This is a genomic window from Glutamicibacter sp. (assembly GCF_032154645.1).
Lineage (GTDB): Bacteria > Actinomycetota > Actinomycetes > Actinomycetales > Micrococcaceae > Glutamicibacter.
In genome coordinates this window covers 108,268-123,339 of sequence record NZ_JALDXV010000008.1, presented here as the reverse complement: position 1 = coordinate 123,339, position 15,072 = coordinate 108,268, and the positions used below count along the sequence as shown (strand labels likewise).

Below are 15,072 nucleotides of genomic sequence, written 5' to 3'. Positions count from 1 at the left end.
ATGCGAGAAAAACTCACCGCCGCCTATCAATCACTGGGCACCGCCGCGCGGTTGATGCTGATCTTCACGCTGCTGCTGGGCGTGATCTATCCGCTGTCCATCACCGCTGTGGGCCAGCTGCTCTTCCCCGAGAAGGCCAACGGCTCGCTGCTGCGCGATGACACCGGCCAGGTGGTCGGCTCCTCATTGATCGGCAGGAGCTATACGGATGCCGCCGGAGATCCGCTGCCGCAGTACTTCCAGTCGCGCTATTCCGCGCACAACTACGACGCGCTGGATTCCGGCGGGTCGAACCTGGGCCCGGAGAACCCCGAGCTGATTGAGCAGCTGAGCGCGCGCAAGGAAGAGGTGGCACGCTTCAACCACGTCTCCCCCGCACAGGTTCCGGCCGATGCCGTCACTGCCTCCGGCTCCGGGCTTGATCCGCAGATCAGCGTGGCCAACGCCCAGATGCAAACCAGCAGGGTCGCCGCCGCCCGCGGCCTTGAACCGCAGCTGGTGCGTCAACTGATCCGCGAGCACACCTCGGGAAAGACCCTGGGGTTCGTGGGCGAGGAACGGGTGAACGTGGTGACGCTGAACCTCGCGCTGGACGAGTTGGATTAACTGCCAACTCCCAGATATTTGGTATACCATTGTTGGTAATAGCCAAGCACCCGAGGAAAGGCAGCCATGTCCCAGCCACTGATCGTTCCAGGATTCGTCAATGCCCACGTCCACCCGGACAAGACCTCCTTCGGCAGCGCTTGGCTGCACCGCAAGCCCGCGCACTCCCTCAAGGACCTGATCTCCAACGATCTTGAAACCCAGCTGGGCTACACCGACAGCGTCGAGACCCGCATGGGCACCCTGGTGTCTAACGCCATTGCCTCCGGAGTCACCGCCATGCGCGCCCACGTGGACTTTGGACCGCAGATCGGGCTGAAGAACATCCACGGCGCCGCCGCGGTGAAGGACAAGTACAAGGACCTGATCGACCTGCAGATCGTGGCCTTCCCGCAGTTCGGCCTGCTGAGCAACCCCGGCGCGGTGGACCTGCTGGAGGCGGCGCTGAGCGAGGGCGCCGAGCTGGTGGGCGGCATCGACCCCGAGGGCCTCGAACACGACCTGCACGGGCACCTGGACGTGGTGTTCGGGCTGGCAGAAAAGTACGGCCGCCGCGCGGATATCCACGTGCATGACACCGGCGAGGTGGGCTACCGCGAGATCCAGGAGATCGCCCGCCGCACCCAGGCGCTGGGCATGAACGGCCAGGTCACCATCGGCCACGCCTTCGCCCTGGCCGACGCCCCGAGCGCCGAGCTTGAACGCACCCTCGATGCGGTGGCCGAGGCCGGCATCTGGATCGCCACCTGCGCGCTGGGCGCGGACCCGGTGCCGGACCTTGAGCTGATGGCCAAGCACGGGGTCAACATCGTGCTGGGCACCGACGGCGTGCGCGACGCCTGGTCGCCATTCGGCACCGCCTCCATGATGGACCGCGCCCACCTGCTGGCCTACCGCACCAATGCCATCACCGACGAACAGCTGGAAAACTGCCTTGACATCGCCACGGTGCAGGGAGCGCGCATGATGGGCATCGACCGTGTGCTGAACTTCGACCCCGCCGATCCGCGCGATGCGGTGTACTTCGAGGCGCAGAACCGCGCCCAGCTGGTGGTCGACCGCCCGGTGGCCTCCAAGGTGGTCCGCGGCGGCGTGCAGATCGCCGCGGATGGTCGCCTAAGCTAGGTGCATGTCGACTTCCCTGTACTACACCGCCACCCGGGCCACGCCGCTGAGCGACGCGGAACACCGGCAGCTGATGAGCATTGCCCGCGCGCACAACGACGCCTTCGAATTCGACTACGAGACGCTGTACTTCTATCCGGCGCAGCAGCCTGACGAGGTGCTCAACGGCTCCACCAAGATTTCCATGGAGCCGGCCGAGATGGCCCCCTCGCTGCTGCACTGGCTGGCGGCGCTGACCGAGCTGCGCCAGAGCCTACCCGATGCCCACTGGGAAGTCTCCCTCGACGAGGTCGACATCCACTGGGATGAGGCGCGCGGCTACAGCCTGCCGGGCCTTGAGGACATGGCAGCAATGTACGACGAGTTCTAGGCCGCGGCATCAGCTGCCGGATTAAACAACTGCGTGGACCGAATTTTCGGTCCACGCAGTTGCTTAAGGAGATGTTGCTCTTAGGAAACCTGGGCGAGCTCCGAACGCCGCCGCGGCTTCCAGCCGGGGCCCGGCACCGCAGCGCGCAGCGCCCGGGTATACGGGTGGGTCGGCGCGTCGAGCAGCTGATCGGTCAGCCCCTGGTCAACCACTACCCCGTTCTCCATGACCAAGACCCGGTCGGCGATCTGCCTGACCACCGCCAGGTCGTGGGTGATGAAAATGTAGCTGATCTCCCGCTGGTCGCGGATCTCGTTGAGCAGGTTGATGATCTGTGCCTGGATGGAAACATCCAGGGCGGCCACCGCCTCGTCGAGCACCAGCACCCTGGGGTTGGCAGCCAGGGCCCGCGCGATGGCTACGCGCTGACGCTGTCCCCCGGAGAGCTGGTGCGGAAAGTAGTCGTAGAACTTCTCCGGAAGCCCCACCTGGTTCATCAGCTCGACGGCCCGCGTCTTGAGCACCGCAGCGCTTGGCTTGTCGCTGGCGTGCAGGGACAACGAGGTGGTGATGGTGGCCCCGATGCGCGCCCTGGCGTTCAGCGACGAGTAGGGGTCCTGGAACACATACTGCATTTCCCCTGCCCACCGCCTGCGGCCTGCCGAGGAGCGGGGAATGCGCTGACGCGGAGAGCCGAGCACGCTCAGCTCTCCTCCGCTCAGCGATTCCAGCCCCACCAGCATTTTGGCGACGGTGGTCTTGCCACTGCCCGATTCGCCGACAATGGCCAGCGACTCATTGGCTGCGAGCTCAAAGGACACCCCGTCCACCGCGAGCACCGGCCCTGAACCGGTGGGGTATTCCTTGCGCAGATTCTGTGCGATGAGAACTGGGTTGCTACTCATACCGATACCTCCTGGGCCTGTGCCGAGGCGAGTTGGATTCTTTCATGTTCATCGCGCGTGAAGCTGAGCGTGGGCAGCCGGTGCGACTTCACATCGATGCTCGGCCGGGCATCCATGAGCTGCTTGGTGTACGGATGCTGCGGGTCCAGGTGCACCTGCGGGCCGTACTCGACAATGTGCCCCGCATACATCACCGCCAGATCGTCGCAGCATGCCGCGGCAAGCTCCAGATCGTGGGTGATCAGCAGCAACGACATGCCCCTGGCCAGTCGCTGTTCCTCGATGATCGCCATGACATCGGACTGCGCCGTGACGTCCAGGGCAGTTGTCGGTTCATCGGCAAGGATCAGTTCGGGCTCGGCGAGCAGCACGCTGGCGATCATCACCCGCTGCAGCAGGCCGCCGGAAAGCTCATGCGGATACTGCCGCAGCCTATCCCCCGCATTGCGCACGCCCACGTCGTTCAGCAGCGACACCGCGCGGTCCTCGGCCTCGTCGCGCGAGAGATTCTTGTTGTTGACCAGGGCCTCGGTGAGGAAATTCCCTACCCGGTACACGGGATTGATATGCGCCCGCGGGTCTTGGAAGATCATCCCGACCTTGGTGCTGCGGTAGTCGCGCAGCCTGCTCTGATTCAGCTTCAATACGTTGTCCCCGCGGAAGCTGATCTCTCCGCTGACCCTGAAGGCGGGGTCGAGCAGGCGCGTGATCGCCCGGGTGGTCAGGGACTTGCCGGAGCCCGATTCGCCCACCAGGCCCAGTGCCCGGCCTGGCATGATCTGGAATTCAACGTTGTCCAGCAGCTTGAGCTCTTGCTTTCCCTTGCGCAGGGATGCGCTGAGCCCGCGAACTTCAATCAACGGCTGGTTCATCACATGCTCCTTGCATTGTTGGTCAATTTATCGCCGATCACGGTGACCGACCAGACGATGGCGACGATAGTGATGCCGGCGCAGATTCCCTCCAGCGGGTAGCCGCGCATCATTGAATCGAAGCCCGCCTTCACCATCAGGCCCAGGTCAGCGGTGGGCGGTTGCACGCCCAGGCCCAGGAATGACAGCGCGGCCAGGTCGATGACGGCGAAGCCCAGGGAAGACACTGCCTGGGCCACGATCAGCGGCTGCACATTGGGAAGGATCTGTTTGGAGACGATGCCCCAGGAGGACTGGCCCTGAAGCTGTGCGGCCTGCACATAGGGCAGCGACCGTTCGCGCAGCGCGGCGGCGCGCACCACGCGGGCCACATAGGGGATGTAGGCCACCGACAGGCCCACCACCAGGTTGAAGAGGTTCGGGCCGAAGACCGCGACAGCCACCAGTCCGAACACGATTCCCGGCACCGCGAACAGTACATCGAGCACCCAGGAGATCACCGTGTCGACGGCGCCGCCGCACCAGGCGGCGCACAGCGCCAGGACCGTGCCGATGATGGTTGACAGCAGGATCACCAATCCGGGTCCGACGATGGTGATGCGCGCACCGTAGATCAGCCGGGAAAGGATGTCGCGGCCCAGGGCGTCGGTGCCCAGCCAATGCTCGGCGCTTGAATAGTTCAGGGCGATGAGCAGATTCGGGAAGTTGGGATCATAAGGGGCAATGATGGGTGCGGCGATCGCCACCAGCACCAGCAGCCCGAGGACCGCCACCGCGCAGCAGCCGCTGACTCCCAGGCGTTGAACGAAGGTCCACAAGCGCAGGCTGTAGCCTCGGCTTGATTGAACCGCAGGAATAACCGCGCTTGTCATGCTTTGCTCCCCAGGGTGATACGTGGATCGATGACCGAGTACAACAGGTCGACGATGGTGTTGATGACGACGAAGGCAAGAACCAGGACCAGGATCACCGCTTGGACTACCGAGTAGTCGCGCTGCAGGATGGCTCGGACCAGCAGCGATCCCAGCCCGTCCAGCGCGAAGACGTTCTCCACGACCACCGCGCCGGCGATCAGGGTGGCAATGGTCAGGCCCATGACGGTGGTGATGGGAACCATGGCATTGCGCAGCACGTGGCGGCGGATGATCAGCCGTGGGGCCAGGCCCCGGACGGTGGCAGTTTGTACGTGTTCACGGCTGCCTTCTTCCAAGACGGAGGCGCGGGTGATGCGCACCAGGTAGGCAGTGGAGGCCACCGCCAGGGTGATGGCGGGGAGTAGTAGGTGATAGAGGGTGTCCCAGCCGCCGGTTCCGGTGCCGAAGGTCGGGAACCAGCCAAGACCTACCGAGAAAACACTGATCAACCCGACGCCGATGACGAACACCGGGGTGGACAGGCCAAGGGTGGAGATCGTTGACACCAGCGAGTCGAACTTGCCGCCCTTCAGCGCCGCGGCGGTTCCCAGCAGGATGCCGATGACGGCGATGAGCACCGTTGCCAAAGCGACCAGCGCCACGGTGGTGATGATGCGCGGGCCGAAGAGGTCCGCGATGGGCTGGCGGTAGACGATCGAATCGCCGAGGTTTCCGCTGAGCACATCTCCCAGCCAGTTCACGTAGCGAAGCATGAAGGGGTCGTCGAGGTGGTATTGCTCGGTGACCTTTGCGATCTGCTCCTCGGTGCCGCCGCGCGGGCCGAGGATGAATGACAGCGGCGATCCGGGGGCAATGTAGAGCAGCCCGAACACCAGGAATGAGGTGACCAGCAGGACGATGGCTAGGCCGCCGAGGCGCTTGAGCATGAATTTTGTCAGTTGCATCTTACTTGCCTCCGATCGTTGCGGCCCAGGGGTAGTACAGGTAGGAGAAGGAGGCGGTGGCCCCCGAAATCTTCGAATTCTGCACCAAGATATTCGGCAGGTAGGAGATGGTGATCCACGGCTGTTCTTCCTGGACCAGGTCCTGCGCCTGCACCGTCAGCTTGGCCCGCTGTTCGGGGTCCATCGTCCCCATGGCCTGGTTGAGCAGCTTGTCGGCGGAGTCCCATTCGCCGAAGTTCGAGCTATTCGACAGCCGGAAGACCTGGTAGACGTCCAGCGGATCCGGAACATTTCCGTAGTAGCTGGTGAAGAACGCATCAAGTCCCTCGCGTGCGGCGGGGTCGAAATAGATGTTGCCGAACTGCTCCACCGGGATGACCTGCGTTTCAATGGGAATGCCGATGCTCTTGCCCGCGGCCTGGATGACATTCGCCAGCTGCTCGTGGACCGCGGAGGATCCCTGCAGGGCGATGACGATCGGACGGTCGAACTCGCCGTGCTCCGCCACAAGCTTCTTCGCCTTTTCGATGTTCAGTTCATCGGCATTTGGATCTTCGGCAGCGGCAAAAATGTCCTTCTGACCTCCCCAATAGTCGGAACTGGCCATAGTCCCCGAACCGATGGCGGCGCCCTGGAGGATGACGCGGCTCATGGCGTCCCGGTCCATGACCAACGAGAGGGCCTTGCGCACCTTCGGATCGGCAAATGGACCTTCGGTGCTTGCCGCACGCAGCGTGAAGAACACCAGGGATTTGCCATAGGAAACATCAACTTCGTCGCTGTTCTTCAGCTGCTCCATGCCCGCCGGTGGGAGGTAGAAGTACTGTCCGTCAACGGAACCCGAGCGCAGGGCGTTCACCGCCGTCGATTCATCGGCGATGAAGGAGAATTCGAGGTTTTTCACGTGACGCGGCAGCGTCTGGTCCCAATAGCCGTCGAAGCTTTTCAGCTGCATGGACTTGCCGCTGGACCATTTGGAGAGTTGATAGGGACCGGTGCATTGCAGTTCACCCTGCGGGGTCCCGAATTTCTCCCCGGAGGCCTTGGCCGATTTTTCTTCGACGATGGCACCCGCGGCGCTGGCCATGCCCTGGGCGAAAAGCGCATCCGGGCGCAGCAGCTTGACCGTCACCTCGTAGTCGCCGGTAACCTCGGCCTTGTCCACGTTCAGGAAATAGTCGGAGAAGAAGCTTGGCGAGTCGGGGCCTGCCTGCCGGTTGATCGAGAAGGCCACGTCGCTGGCTTTCATCTCATTGCCGTTCCAGAACTTCACTCCCTGACGCAGGGTGAACACGACCGTCTTGTCGTCGGGGAACTCGACCTTCTGTGCAAGGCCAGGTGAGGTGGAGAGATCGGGATTCAGCCTAGTCAGGCTCTCGCACATATTTGCCAGAGCAGTATTTTCTGCATAGTTGAACGACTGCATGGGATCCAGGCTCATCGGCTCATAGGGCAGGTTCCAGCGAATGTTCTCTACATCTTTGGTCCCCGGCTCGGTGGTGGATACCAACGAAGCGCGGTCCAGTGCCGGCGGCGGCACGGGGTTTTGCCCCACGCATGAGGTAAGCAGCAAAGCCAAGGCACCCAAGGGTGCCAGATACTTCAATTTGTGACCAGGCACGAGGCCTCCAAAAAATCGGGTAGTAGCGAAAGAATCACGCCCACTCAAAGGTGAACGTGATTCATTTCACATGATTGCTAATCATCCTACAGTTGTCAGTTGTCTGATAACCAGACCTTTACCCAGATTTTTTTCACGCTAAAGTTCTATAAATGAAGACAGTGCAACGCCGCTCACTGGTCGACCAAGTCATCGACCAGATCATGGACGAGATCAATTCCCGTCGCTGGCCTGTAGGTTCACAAATACCCACGGAATCAGTACTCGTCGACCGCTATGGCGTCTCACGTTCGTCGGTGAGAGAAGCTACCAAGGCATTGGTCCAGCAGGGGCTGCTGGCAACGCGACAGGGCGTGGGCACCACCGTCATCGCACGGGACGTCACCGAGGTAGCGATGCGCCGCGCACTATTGAACGCACAGCCGCACGAAGTGCTCAGCGTCCGCGGGGCACTCGATGTCCTCGCCTGCGCAGAAGCCGCATCGGCACGCACCGACGACGAGCTAGCGGCGCTGGAACGCAACCTGCTGGATCGAAACGCCGCCATTACCGCGAAGGATTTCGAGTCCTTCGTCGAACACGACGTGGCTTTTCACCTCACCTTGGTTCAGGCGAGCCACAATCACCTGCTAATTGCGCTCTACCAGAGCTTCGATGAATCGCTGCGCCATTCGATCGCCAGCAATGACCTCTTCTTCTCGATAGACCAGCTCACCGAACACGAGCCGCATTCACTGCTGCTGTCCGCGATTCGACACCAGGATCGGCAAGGGGCTCGCGAAGCGGCGCGGGCGATCCTATCGATTGCACATGGCCACGAGCCGGAGATCTTCGACCAGGATTAGTCGAGATACGAGGTTCACATCGCCGCCCGGACCTGGGCAAGCGTCCGATCAGCTTCTTCGTTCGCACGTGCGTACCTCGAGCTCACAATTATCGCCGCTAGGATGGCCGACCTTGCTGCCTTCGACCACATAATCAATATTTTGGAGTCACCATGTCAAGCAATGCATTGCCGTTGAGCATCCGCCCCGCGTCCGCGGCACAACTCAGTGAAATTCAAGACCTGGCACGTCGCACTATTAATGCTTGCTACCGCGGGTTCCTTGGCGACGAAGCTGTTGACTGGTATGTCGGCAGCGGGGCATCGGATGAACACATCGAGGCCCAGCTTGCACAGGAGAATTTATACTGCTTAACCCAAAATGAACAGATTGTTGGTATTTCAATCCTCGATGGCTCCACAGTTGACTTGATAATGATCGACCCTGGGCACCACCGTCAGGGGCTGGGACGTCTCCTGCTATCGCATGCAGAGGAAACGTTGTTTGCACTGCATCCCCGTCTTCAACTGGAGACCTTCCCCGGCAACGCTTCCGCTGTGTCGTTCTACGAGTCCTGCGGATGGACCCTTGAAAAGCGGTTGGAAGAAGACGGACTGCTCAAGCTCGTCTATCAGAAGACACACTGACACAGGGAAGGTGCGAATCTGCTGATACCGCGGCTTACGGGGCATTAAGAACTACCGGATGGCAACGGTTTACAAACGTCATTCTGGTCATCCTAGTTGACAATTAAGAACGGTCAGCACTGACGCGTGAGGAGGGTTGCTTAAATATCAGTCAACAGCCTCAATGGTGTAGTTGCGCTCAATCCCCTCGGTGGCGCTCCCCCACCGGCTGGCACGAACGCGCTGCTGATGAGCGTCAAAGGATGCTTGATCCACAAAGAGCTCGCTGACCCACCAGATCAATGGATCACCAGTGGGGCGGACGAAGAACTCAAGACAGCCAGGTTCATCGCGTGAAAGCTGTTCATGCAGCGGCAGATGTTCAGCGACTATTTCGGCCTGCTGCCTTGTCGTACATTTCAGGTGACCGGTCAGTCTAATTGTGGGCATGGAGCGACGCCTCGTCCTTCTGTTCTTGGTTCGCTTCTCAATCTAGTCCAGCAGACTTCGGCTTCGCTCCAATTGGCACTGGGTCATCTAGAGAATCAGGGTGACCAAAGGCGTGGCGATCAGGATGGTGAGTGCTACACGTTCAAACCAGATGACAACCATCTGCCATAGCTTTACCGGAATGCTGGTGGCAAGGATGCAGGGCACCAGCGCTGAGAAGAAGATGATCGCGGAAACACAGACGATGGCAATAACCATCCGCAGTTCCAAGGACTCGTGGCCCGCCACCAGAGTGGCTGGAAGGAACATTTCGGCAATTCCCGTGGCCGAAGCCTTGCCAGCCAACAGCGGATCGTCGAGTCCCACCACCCAGGCAAAGGGCGCGAAGAGATAGCCGAGCCAGGTGAATACCGGCGTGAAGCGAGCCAACACCAAGCCGAGCAAACCGATGGACAAGATCGACGGAAGGATCGCCATGGCCATCTTCAAACCGTCGAGCACATTTTCGCCGATGTTGCGCCCCAATCCCGGGGCACGGTGGAGCGCCGCCATAGCCTCGTTGAAGGCCTTGGCAAAACGGTTTCCAGTGACCTTCTCCTCGGGTACGTGTTCAATCCCCAGGTAAGTTTCATCTGATATCAGCGACAGCGGTGGGATGCGCACGGAGATTGCGGTGACGGTAAATGTCACCACGAGGGCAAGCCAGAAATAGGTGCTCCAATAAGGCATGAGATCCAACGCCTTGGCGACGATCACCATGAAACTAGCTGAAACAGTGGAGAATCCTGTGGCAATGATGGCTGCCTCACGCCCGGTGTAGCGGCCTGAACGGTACATCCTGTCGGTGAGCAGCAGCCCCAGCGAGTAACTGCCGACGAACGAGGCCACCGCGTCGACCGCCGAGCGGCCGGGAGTTCGCCACAGCGGTTTCATGATCGGCTGGCAGAAAACACCGATGAATTCCATCAATCCATAGCTCACCAACATTGCTAGGAAAATTGCGCCGATGGGAACGATCAAGCCGACCGGAACGACGAGGGAGTTCAGCAGGAAGGGCCCCATGTCTTTGTCCATCAGCCACTGTGGTCCGATGCCGAAGGTCAGACCAATGCCCACGAGCAGGCCGAGGATATTCGCGAAGGCAAAGAACATGCGCATGCCTGATTTGCGCCAACCGCCATTGGCGAACGGCAGGATGGTGCCAGCCGCGAGCAGGGCAAGGATGTAATAGGGCACCGCCGCGCCGGCCGTATCACGGACCCAGGACACGATGTGATCCAACAGGATCGTGCTCTTGCCGTTGATGGTAACCGGCAGGAAGAAGACGAGAATGCCGATGCCGCTGTAGGTAATGAATCTCAGGACGTCCCACGGCTTGGTGGGTTCTCTGGTTTCCACTGTGCTCGGCATATTCAACCCCTATTACTTGCAATGGCTTCGTTCCATTCAAGTCCAAGTACGGGGAATTGTGTGACCCAAAGCTCACCAGGTGTCCGGGGTATCAGACGTAGCAGGAAATGAACGGCCACCGGGGACTCGCATACCCGGTGGCCGTTGGTCTTGATGCGCTATTTTTAGTAGCTGTTCTCCACCGAGAGAACCTTCAGTCCGTCGGCGACGACGCGGCCGTCGTGGATCACGGTGCGGTCCTTGCTGCGGTCCATCACGGTGGAAACTACGGTTTCGCCTTCCACCAGCACCAGGTCAGCGCGGTCGCCCACCGCAACGCCCGGACGGTCTGCCACGGACGACAGGCGTGGAACATCGTGGCTCATGATGGAGGCGCCGCCGATGGTGGCAACTGCCAGGCAGTGCTCGATCAGCTCGTCCTTGCGGAAGCCGTTGACGAAGGCCAGCTGCCAGGTGCGGTCCAGCAGGTCGCAGTTGCCGTATGGGCTCCAGTAGTCGCGCTGTCCGTCTTCACCCAGGCCGAAGCGGACGCCGGCTTCGGTCAGTGCAGCCAGCGACAGGTGGTTGGAGGTGCTTGGAGCGACCGAAGTCATCGCAATGTCCAGCTCTGCGAAGGTGTCGATCAGTCGGCGGCTGGTAGCCTCGTTGACGCTGCCCAGTTCGTAGGCGTGGGAGATGGTGACCTTGCCCTGCATGCCCAGTGCGCGGGTGCGCTCGGCGATCAGGTCGGCGGAGAAGACGCCCTGGGTGCCGTGCTCGTGCAGGTGGATGTCGATCTCGGTCTGGTACTTTTCGGCCAGTCCGAACACCACGTCGAGGTGGCGGACCGGATCGCGGTCAAGTTCGCAGGGGTCGATGCCGCCCATGACATCGGCGCCGGCCTTCAGCGCATCTTCAAGGTACTTCTCGGTGCCCGGCTCCAGCAGGATGCCCGCCTGCGGGAAGACCATGATCTGCACCTCGGCCTCGTTGGCGAACTTTTCCTTCGCCGCGGCCACCGCCTCGTACTTTTCAAGCTTGCAGTCAACGTCCACCTGCGCGTAGGAGCGCACCCGGGTGGTGCCGCGGGCGATCATGCGCTCCAGGGTTCCTGCAACGCGCTCGTTCAGGCCGATCTCTGCGTCTCGCCAGTTTTCACGGTCGTTGCTCATCATGCCCCAGACGCCAGGGCGTCCGGTGTGCTCGCGGAACGGCAGGCCGATGCGGGTTGAATCCAGGTGCACGTGCACATCGGAGAAGGATGGGATCACGATGCGTCCGCGGCCATCCACATCCTCCGCGCCGAGCTGGCGGGATGGGTCGTGGGCGGTGATTGAGGCGATCTTGTCGCCCTCAATGGTGATGTCGCTGGCGTTGCCGCCCCATGGGCGCGCGTTGCTGATCAGCACTGTGTGTTTCCTTCCATAGCGGATGCGGTATTGGTATACAGAATAGCCCTAGGCGCTGACTGTTGCAGCCAGCGGCGCGTTCGGGAAGTGGCATGCCATCTGGCCCGTGGGGACCTCGGTGGAGCAGCGCTGCTTCCCCGCCTCGTCAAGAAGCTGGAATGCCGGGCAGCGGGTGCGGAACACGCAGCCCGATGGCGGATTGCTCGGGGACGGCAGGTCGCCGCCCAGGCGGATGCGCTCGGTCAATGCGGCATCCAGGTCGACGCTCGGCACCGCTGAAAGCAGGGCCCGGGTGTAGGGGTGGCGCGGGTTTTCAAAGAGCTCGGCCTTGGAGGCCTGCTCCATAATTTTGCCCAGATACATCACCGCGACATCGTCTGCCATGTGCTTGACCACTGCCAAGTCGTGGGCGATGAAGATGTAGGAGACCCCGGTATCGGCCTGGATGTCCTTGAGCAGGTTCACCACCTGCGCCTGCACCGAAACGTCCAGCGCGGAGACCGGCTCGTCGCAGATCACCACTTCTGGATCCAAGGCCAGGGCACGGGCAATGCCGATGCGCTGGCGCTGGCCGCCGGAGAATTCGTGCGGGAAGCGGCTTGCGTGCTCTGGGCGCAGGCCCACCCGGTCCATCAAATCCGCGACCTTCGCCTTGATGCCGCCGGGGACCTTGATGCCCTGTTCCACCAGCGGCGCCGCGATGGCCGAACCGATGGACTGGCGCGGATTCAGCGAGGAAGCAGGATTTTGGAAGACCATTTGTACGCGGCGGCGGAAGCTGTCTAGCTGCTTGCCCTTCAGCCCGCTGATCTCCTCGCCCTCCAGCTTGATGCTGCCGGACGTGGGATCGAGAAGTCGCATCAGCACCTTGCCGGTGGTGGACTTGCCACAGCCCGACTCGCCCACCAGGCCCAGGGTGGTGCCGCGCTCAAGGGTGAAGCTGACCCCGTCCACAGCCTTGACTGCTCCGACGGTGCGGCCCATCGAACCCTTGATCGGGAAATGCTTGGTCAGGTTCGTAACCTCTAAGAGTGGTGCACTCATGAACCGGCTCCGATCAGGCTCGTCTCGTCAATCAATTTCATTTCGTGCCCGTGGCAGCGCACCGCATGCTCACCCTCGAAGATCAGCTCGGGGCGCATATTCAGGCAGCGGCCGTCGGGTACGATCTTCGCGAACTCGCAGCGGTCGGCGAAGATGCAGCCCTTGGGCAGGGCAAGCAACGCCGGAGGCGATCCGGGGATCGGGGTCAAGCGGTCGCTGTCACCGGACAGGTGAGGCATGGATGCCATGAGCCCTCGGGTGTAGGGGTGCGAGGGGTGCTGGAAGATTTCGCGCACGCTGGCCTGCTCGACGCACTGCCCGCCGTACATGACCACCACGCGCTGGCACAGCTGGGCCACCACGCCCAGGTCGTGGGTCACGAAGATGACGGCGGAATTGGTTTCGGACTGCAGGTCTGAAATCAGGTCCAGGATCTGCGCCTGCACGGTCACGTCCAGTGCTGTAGTCGGCTCGTCGGCGATCAGCAGTTCGGGCTCGCAGACCAGGGCCATGGCGATCATCGCGCGCTGGCGCATGCCGCCGGAGAATTCGTGCGGGTAGTTGTCAACCCGGCGCTTCGGGTCGGGGATGCCCACCCGGCCCAGCATGTCGATGGCCACCTGGCGTGCGGCCTTCTTGGAGACCTTGTTGTGCACCCGATAAGCCTCGGCGATCTGTGCGCCCACCGTGTAGAACGGGTGCATCGCAGAAAGCGGATCCTGGAAGATCATGCCGATCTTCTTGCCGCGGAACGGGCGCATGGCATCCTCGCTCAGCGCCAGCAGGTCGGTGCCTTCAAAGGTGATCTCACCGTCGATGACCGCTTTGGATTCCTTGAACAGGCCCATGATCGCCTGGCTTGTCACCGACTTACCGGAGCCGGATTCGCCGACCAGGCCCACGGTTTCGCCGCGGTTCAGGGTCAGGTCCATGCCGTTCAGGGCGGCGACCATTCCGTCATCGGTGGGGAACTTTACGGTCAGGTTCTTGACCGACAGCATCGGTTCCATTTAGTTCACCTTGACTCTCGGATCGATGAAGGCGTAGGCAATGTCTACGAGGACGTTGAAGAAGATGATGAAGAAGGCAGCCAGCATGGTGATCGCCATGGTCACCGGCAGATCGCCGCTGGTAGCGGCGCGGACCGCCGTGTAGCCCAGGCCCGGCACCGAGAAGATCTGTTCGGTGAGCACCGCGCCGCCCAGCAGGGCGCCGAGGTCCAGGCCCAGCATCGTGACGATCGGGGTGATGCCGGCGCGTACACCGTGCTTGAAGACGATCTTGCGGCGGCGCAGGCCCTTGGCCCGGGCGGTGCGCATGAAGTCTTCGGAGAAGGTCTCGATCATGTTGTTGCGGGTGATGCGCACATACTGTGCGGAGAACAGCACCGCCAACGCGACCCAGGCCAGGAAGTAGTTGTTCACCCAGGCCCAGAATCCTGCTTCGCCGAAGGGAGAGACGATCTGGTTGGTGGTGAAGGGGAACCATCCCAGGGTGCCGACGAAGACCAGCAGCAGCACCAGGCCGGTGACGGGGATGGGAAGTGAAACACCGACGGAGGCGGCTCCAACGATGAAACGGTCGGCCAGTTTCCCCTTCCGCATGGCAGCTAGCAAACCAAAACCTACGCCTACGGTGGTCCAGATCAGCACGGCTCCGACGGCCAGTGAGAGGGTGTACGGCAGCGCGTTGGCGATCATGTCCGTCACGTTCTCATTGGTCTGGAAGCTCTTGCCCAGGCAAGGCCATGCGCACATCTGCTCTGCGCCCGGGGCGCCCAGCATACGAGGCCCCACCAACCCTGTCAGGAAGGCAAAGTACTGCGCGAAGAACGGCTTGTCCAGGCCCAGGGCGATGCGTGCTTGTTCCACGCGGTCCGGGGTGCATTCCTGGCCACAGGCGGCCGAGGCTGGGTCGGCCGGGCCAAAGTAGAAGAGGGTAAAGGTAATGAAGCTGACGACGAGAAGCAGGATGAGCATCGCGCCGAATCTGCGGAAGAGGAAACTAACCAT

General features: G+C 61.8%; 16 protein-coding genes. 5 read left to right on the top strand and 11 right to left on the bottom strand.

The features are described from left to right. From kdpC to RUH64_RS09040, 3 genes are all read left to right on the top strand, one after another. On the top strand, nucleotides 1-606 hold the full coding sequence (gene kdpC, locus RUH64_RS09050; RefSeq protein ID WP_313812909.1) for a potassium-transporting ATPase subunit KdpC: 606 nt from the start codon (nucleotides 1-3) through the stop codon (nucleotides 604-606). Between the two features lie 66 nt (nucleotides 607-672). Next, complete coding sequence (locus RUH64_RS09045; protein ID WP_313812908.1) at nucleotides 673-1,731, top strand: amidohydrolase family protein; 1,059 nt, start codon at nucleotides 673-675, stop codon at nucleotides 1,729-1,731. Between the two features lie 4 nt (nucleotides 1,732-1,735). Further along, complete coding sequence (locus RUH64_RS09040; protein WP_313812907.1) at nucleotides 1,736-2,101, top strand: hypothetical protein; 366 nt, start codon at nucleotides 1,736-1,738, stop codon at nucleotides 2,099-2,101. 80 nt (nucleotides 2,102-2,181) lie between these two features. On the opposite strand, the gene RUH64_RS09035 is transcribed toward RUH64_RS09040, so the two are convergent. The 5 genes from RUH64_RS09035 to RUH64_RS09015 are packed head-to-tail and all read right to left on the bottom strand — an operon-like array spanning nucleotide 2,182 to nucleotide 7,252. Further along, a complete protein-coding gene (locus RUH64_RS09035) occupies nucleotides 2,182-3,006 on the bottom strand; it encodes an ATP-binding cassette domain-containing protein (RefSeq protein ID WP_313812906.1) in 825 nt (274 codons plus the stop codon). Continuing rightward, complete coding sequence (locus RUH64_RS09030; protein ID WP_313812905.1) at nucleotides 3,003-3,878, bottom strand: ABC transporter ATP-binding protein; 876 nt, start codon at nucleotides 3,876-3,878, stop codon at nucleotides 3,003-3,005. The genes RUH64_RS09035 and RUH64_RS09030 overlap by 4 nt, the downstream gene beginning before the upstream one ends. Continuing rightward, on the bottom strand, nucleotides 3,878-4,750 hold the full coding sequence (locus RUH64_RS09025) for an ABC transporter permease (RefSeq protein ID WP_313812904.1): 873 nt from the start codon (nucleotides 4,748-4,750) through the stop codon (nucleotides 3,878-3,880). The genes RUH64_RS09030 and RUH64_RS09025 overlap by 1 nt, the downstream gene beginning before the upstream one ends. Continuing rightward, nucleotides 4,747-5,697, bottom strand: a complete 951-nt coding sequence (locus tag RUH64_RS09020) for an ABC transporter permease (protein ID WP_313812903.1) — start codon at nucleotides 5,695-5,697, stop codon at nucleotides 4,747-4,749. The genes RUH64_RS09025 and RUH64_RS09020 overlap by 4 nt, the downstream gene beginning before the upstream one ends. A 1-nt stretch (nucleotide 5,698) precedes the next feature. Next, nucleotides 5,699-7,252: an ABC transporter substrate-binding protein gene (locus RUH64_RS09015; protein WP_313812902.1), complete on the bottom strand. Its 1,554-nt coding sequence runs from the start codon at nucleotides 7,250-7,252 to the stop codon at nucleotides 5,699-5,701. 218 nt (nucleotides 7,253-7,470) lie between these two features. Here RUH64_RS09015 and RUH64_RS09010 point away from each other — a divergent pair, with 218 nt between their 5' ends. Both RUH64_RS09010 and RUH64_RS09005 read left to right on the top strand, forming a co-directional pair. Continuing rightward, nucleotides 7,471-8,163 (top strand): FadR/GntR family transcriptional regulator, encoded by a 693-nt coding sequence (locus RUH64_RS09010; protein ID WP_313812901.1) that lies wholly within the window; start codon nucleotides 7,471-7,473, stop codon nucleotides 8,161-8,163. Between the two features lie 152 nt (nucleotides 8,164-8,315). After that, nucleotides 8,316-8,789, top strand: coding sequence for a GNAT family N-acetyltransferase (locus RUH64_RS09005; protein WP_313812900.1), 474 nt, complete (start codon nucleotides 8,316-8,318; stop codon nucleotides 8,787-8,789). 147 nt (nucleotides 8,790-8,936) lie between these two features. On the opposite strand, the gene RUH64_RS09000 is transcribed toward RUH64_RS09005, so the two are convergent. The 6 genes from RUH64_RS09000 to RUH64_RS08975 all read right to left on the bottom strand — a co-directional run bounded on the left by RUH64_RS09000 (nucleotide 8,937) and on the right by RUH64_RS08975 (nucleotide 15,072). Further along, nucleotides 8,937-9,218, bottom strand: a complete 282-nt coding sequence (locus RUH64_RS09000; RefSeq protein ID WP_313812899.1) for an antibiotic biosynthesis monooxygenase — start codon at nucleotides 9,216-9,218, stop codon at nucleotides 8,937-8,939. A gap of 87 nt (nucleotides 9,219-9,305) precedes the next feature. Beyond that, nucleotides 9,306-10,628: a YjiH family protein gene (locus RUH64_RS08995; RefSeq protein ID WP_313812898.1), complete on the bottom strand. Its 1,323-nt coding sequence runs from the start codon at nucleotides 10,626-10,628 to the stop codon at nucleotides 9,306-9,308. 164 nt (nucleotides 10,629-10,792) lie between these two features. Continuing rightward, nucleotides 10,793-12,016, bottom strand: a complete 1,224-nt coding sequence (locus RUH64_RS08990) for an amidohydrolase family protein (protein WP_313812897.1) — start codon at nucleotides 12,014-12,016, stop codon at nucleotides 10,793-10,795. A gap of 48 nt (nucleotides 12,017-12,064) precedes the next feature. Next, entirely contained in the window at nucleotides 12,065-13,060 is a 996-nt protein-coding gene (locus RUH64_RS08985) for an oligopeptide/dipeptide ABC transporter ATP-binding protein (RefSeq protein WP_313812896.1), read from the bottom strand. Continuing rightward, nucleotides 13,057-14,070 carry an ABC transporter ATP-binding protein gene (locus RUH64_RS08980; RefSeq protein WP_313812895.1) on the bottom strand — a complete coding sequence of 338 codons (1,014 nt, stop codon included), beginning with the start codon at nucleotides 14,068-14,070 and terminating at the stop codon, nucleotides 13,057-13,059. Before RUH64_RS08980 ends, RUH64_RS08985 begins: the two co-directional genes overlap by 4 nt. Beyond that, nucleotides 14,071-15,072, bottom strand: coding sequence for an ABC transporter permease (locus RUH64_RS08975; RefSeq protein WP_313812894.1), 1,002 nt, complete (start codon nucleotides 15,070-15,072; stop codon nucleotides 14,071-14,073). It lies immediately after the preceding gene.

What these genes read in the sequence shown, in the direction of transcription:
- RUH64_RS09020 (WP_313812903.1), bottom strand. Translation starts at nt 5,697, where the DNA reads ATGCAACTGACAAAATTCATGCTCAAGCGCCTCGGCGGCCTAGCCATC.
- RUH64_RS09025 (WP_313812904.1), bottom strand. Translation starts at nt 4,750, where the DNA reads ATGACAAGCGCGGTTATTCCTGCGGTTCAATCAAGCCGAGGCTACAGC.
- RUH64_RS09040 (WP_313812907.1), top strand. Translation starts at nt 1,736, where the DNA reads ATGTCGACTTCCCTGTACTACACCGCCACCCGGGCCACGCCGCTGAGC.
- RUH64_RS08985 (WP_313812896.1), bottom strand. Translation starts at nt 13,060, where the DNA reads ATGAGTGCACCACTCTTAGAGGTTACGAACCTGACCAAGCATTTCCCG.
- RUH64_RS08975 (WP_313812894.1), bottom strand. Translation starts at nt 15,072, where the DNA reads ATGGTTAGTTTCCTCTTCCGCAGATTCGGCGCGATGCTCATCCTGCTT.
- RUH64_RS08980 (WP_313812895.1), bottom strand. Translation starts at nt 14,070, where the DNA reads ATGGAACCGATGCTGTCGGTCAAGAACCTGACCGTAAAGTTCCCCACC.
- RUH64_RS09030 (WP_313812905.1), bottom strand. Translation starts at nt 3,878, where the DNA reads ATGAACCAGCCGTTGATTGAAGTTCGCGGGCTCAGCGCATCCCTGCGC.
- kdpC (WP_313812909.1), top strand. Translation starts at nt 1, where the DNA reads ATGCGAGAAAAACTCACCGCCGCCTATCAATCACTGGGCACCGCCGCG.
- RUH64_RS09010 (WP_313812901.1), top strand. Translation starts at nt 7,471, where the DNA reads ATGAAGACAGTGCAACGCCGCTCACTGGTCGACCAAGTCATCGACCAG.
- RUH64_RS08995 (WP_313812898.1), bottom strand. Translation starts at nt 10,628, where the DNA reads ATGCCGAGCACAGTGGAAACCAGAGAACCCACCAAGCCGTGGGACGTC.
- RUH64_RS09000 (WP_313812899.1), bottom strand. Translation starts at nt 9,218, where the DNA reads ATGCCCACAATTAGACTGACCGGTCACCTGAAATGTACGACAAGGCAG.
- RUH64_RS09005 (WP_313812900.1), top strand. Translation starts at nt 8,316, where the DNA reads ATGTCAAGCAATGCATTGCCGTTGAGCATCCGCCCCGCGTCCGCGGCA.
- RUH64_RS09035 (WP_313812906.1), bottom strand. Translation starts at nt 3,006, where the DNA reads ATGAGTAGCAACCCAGTTCTCATCGCACAGAATCTGCGCAAGGAATAC.
- RUH64_RS09045 (WP_313812908.1), top strand. Translation starts at nt 673, where the DNA reads ATGTCCCAGCCACTGATCGTTCCAGGATTCGTCAATGCCCACGTCCAC.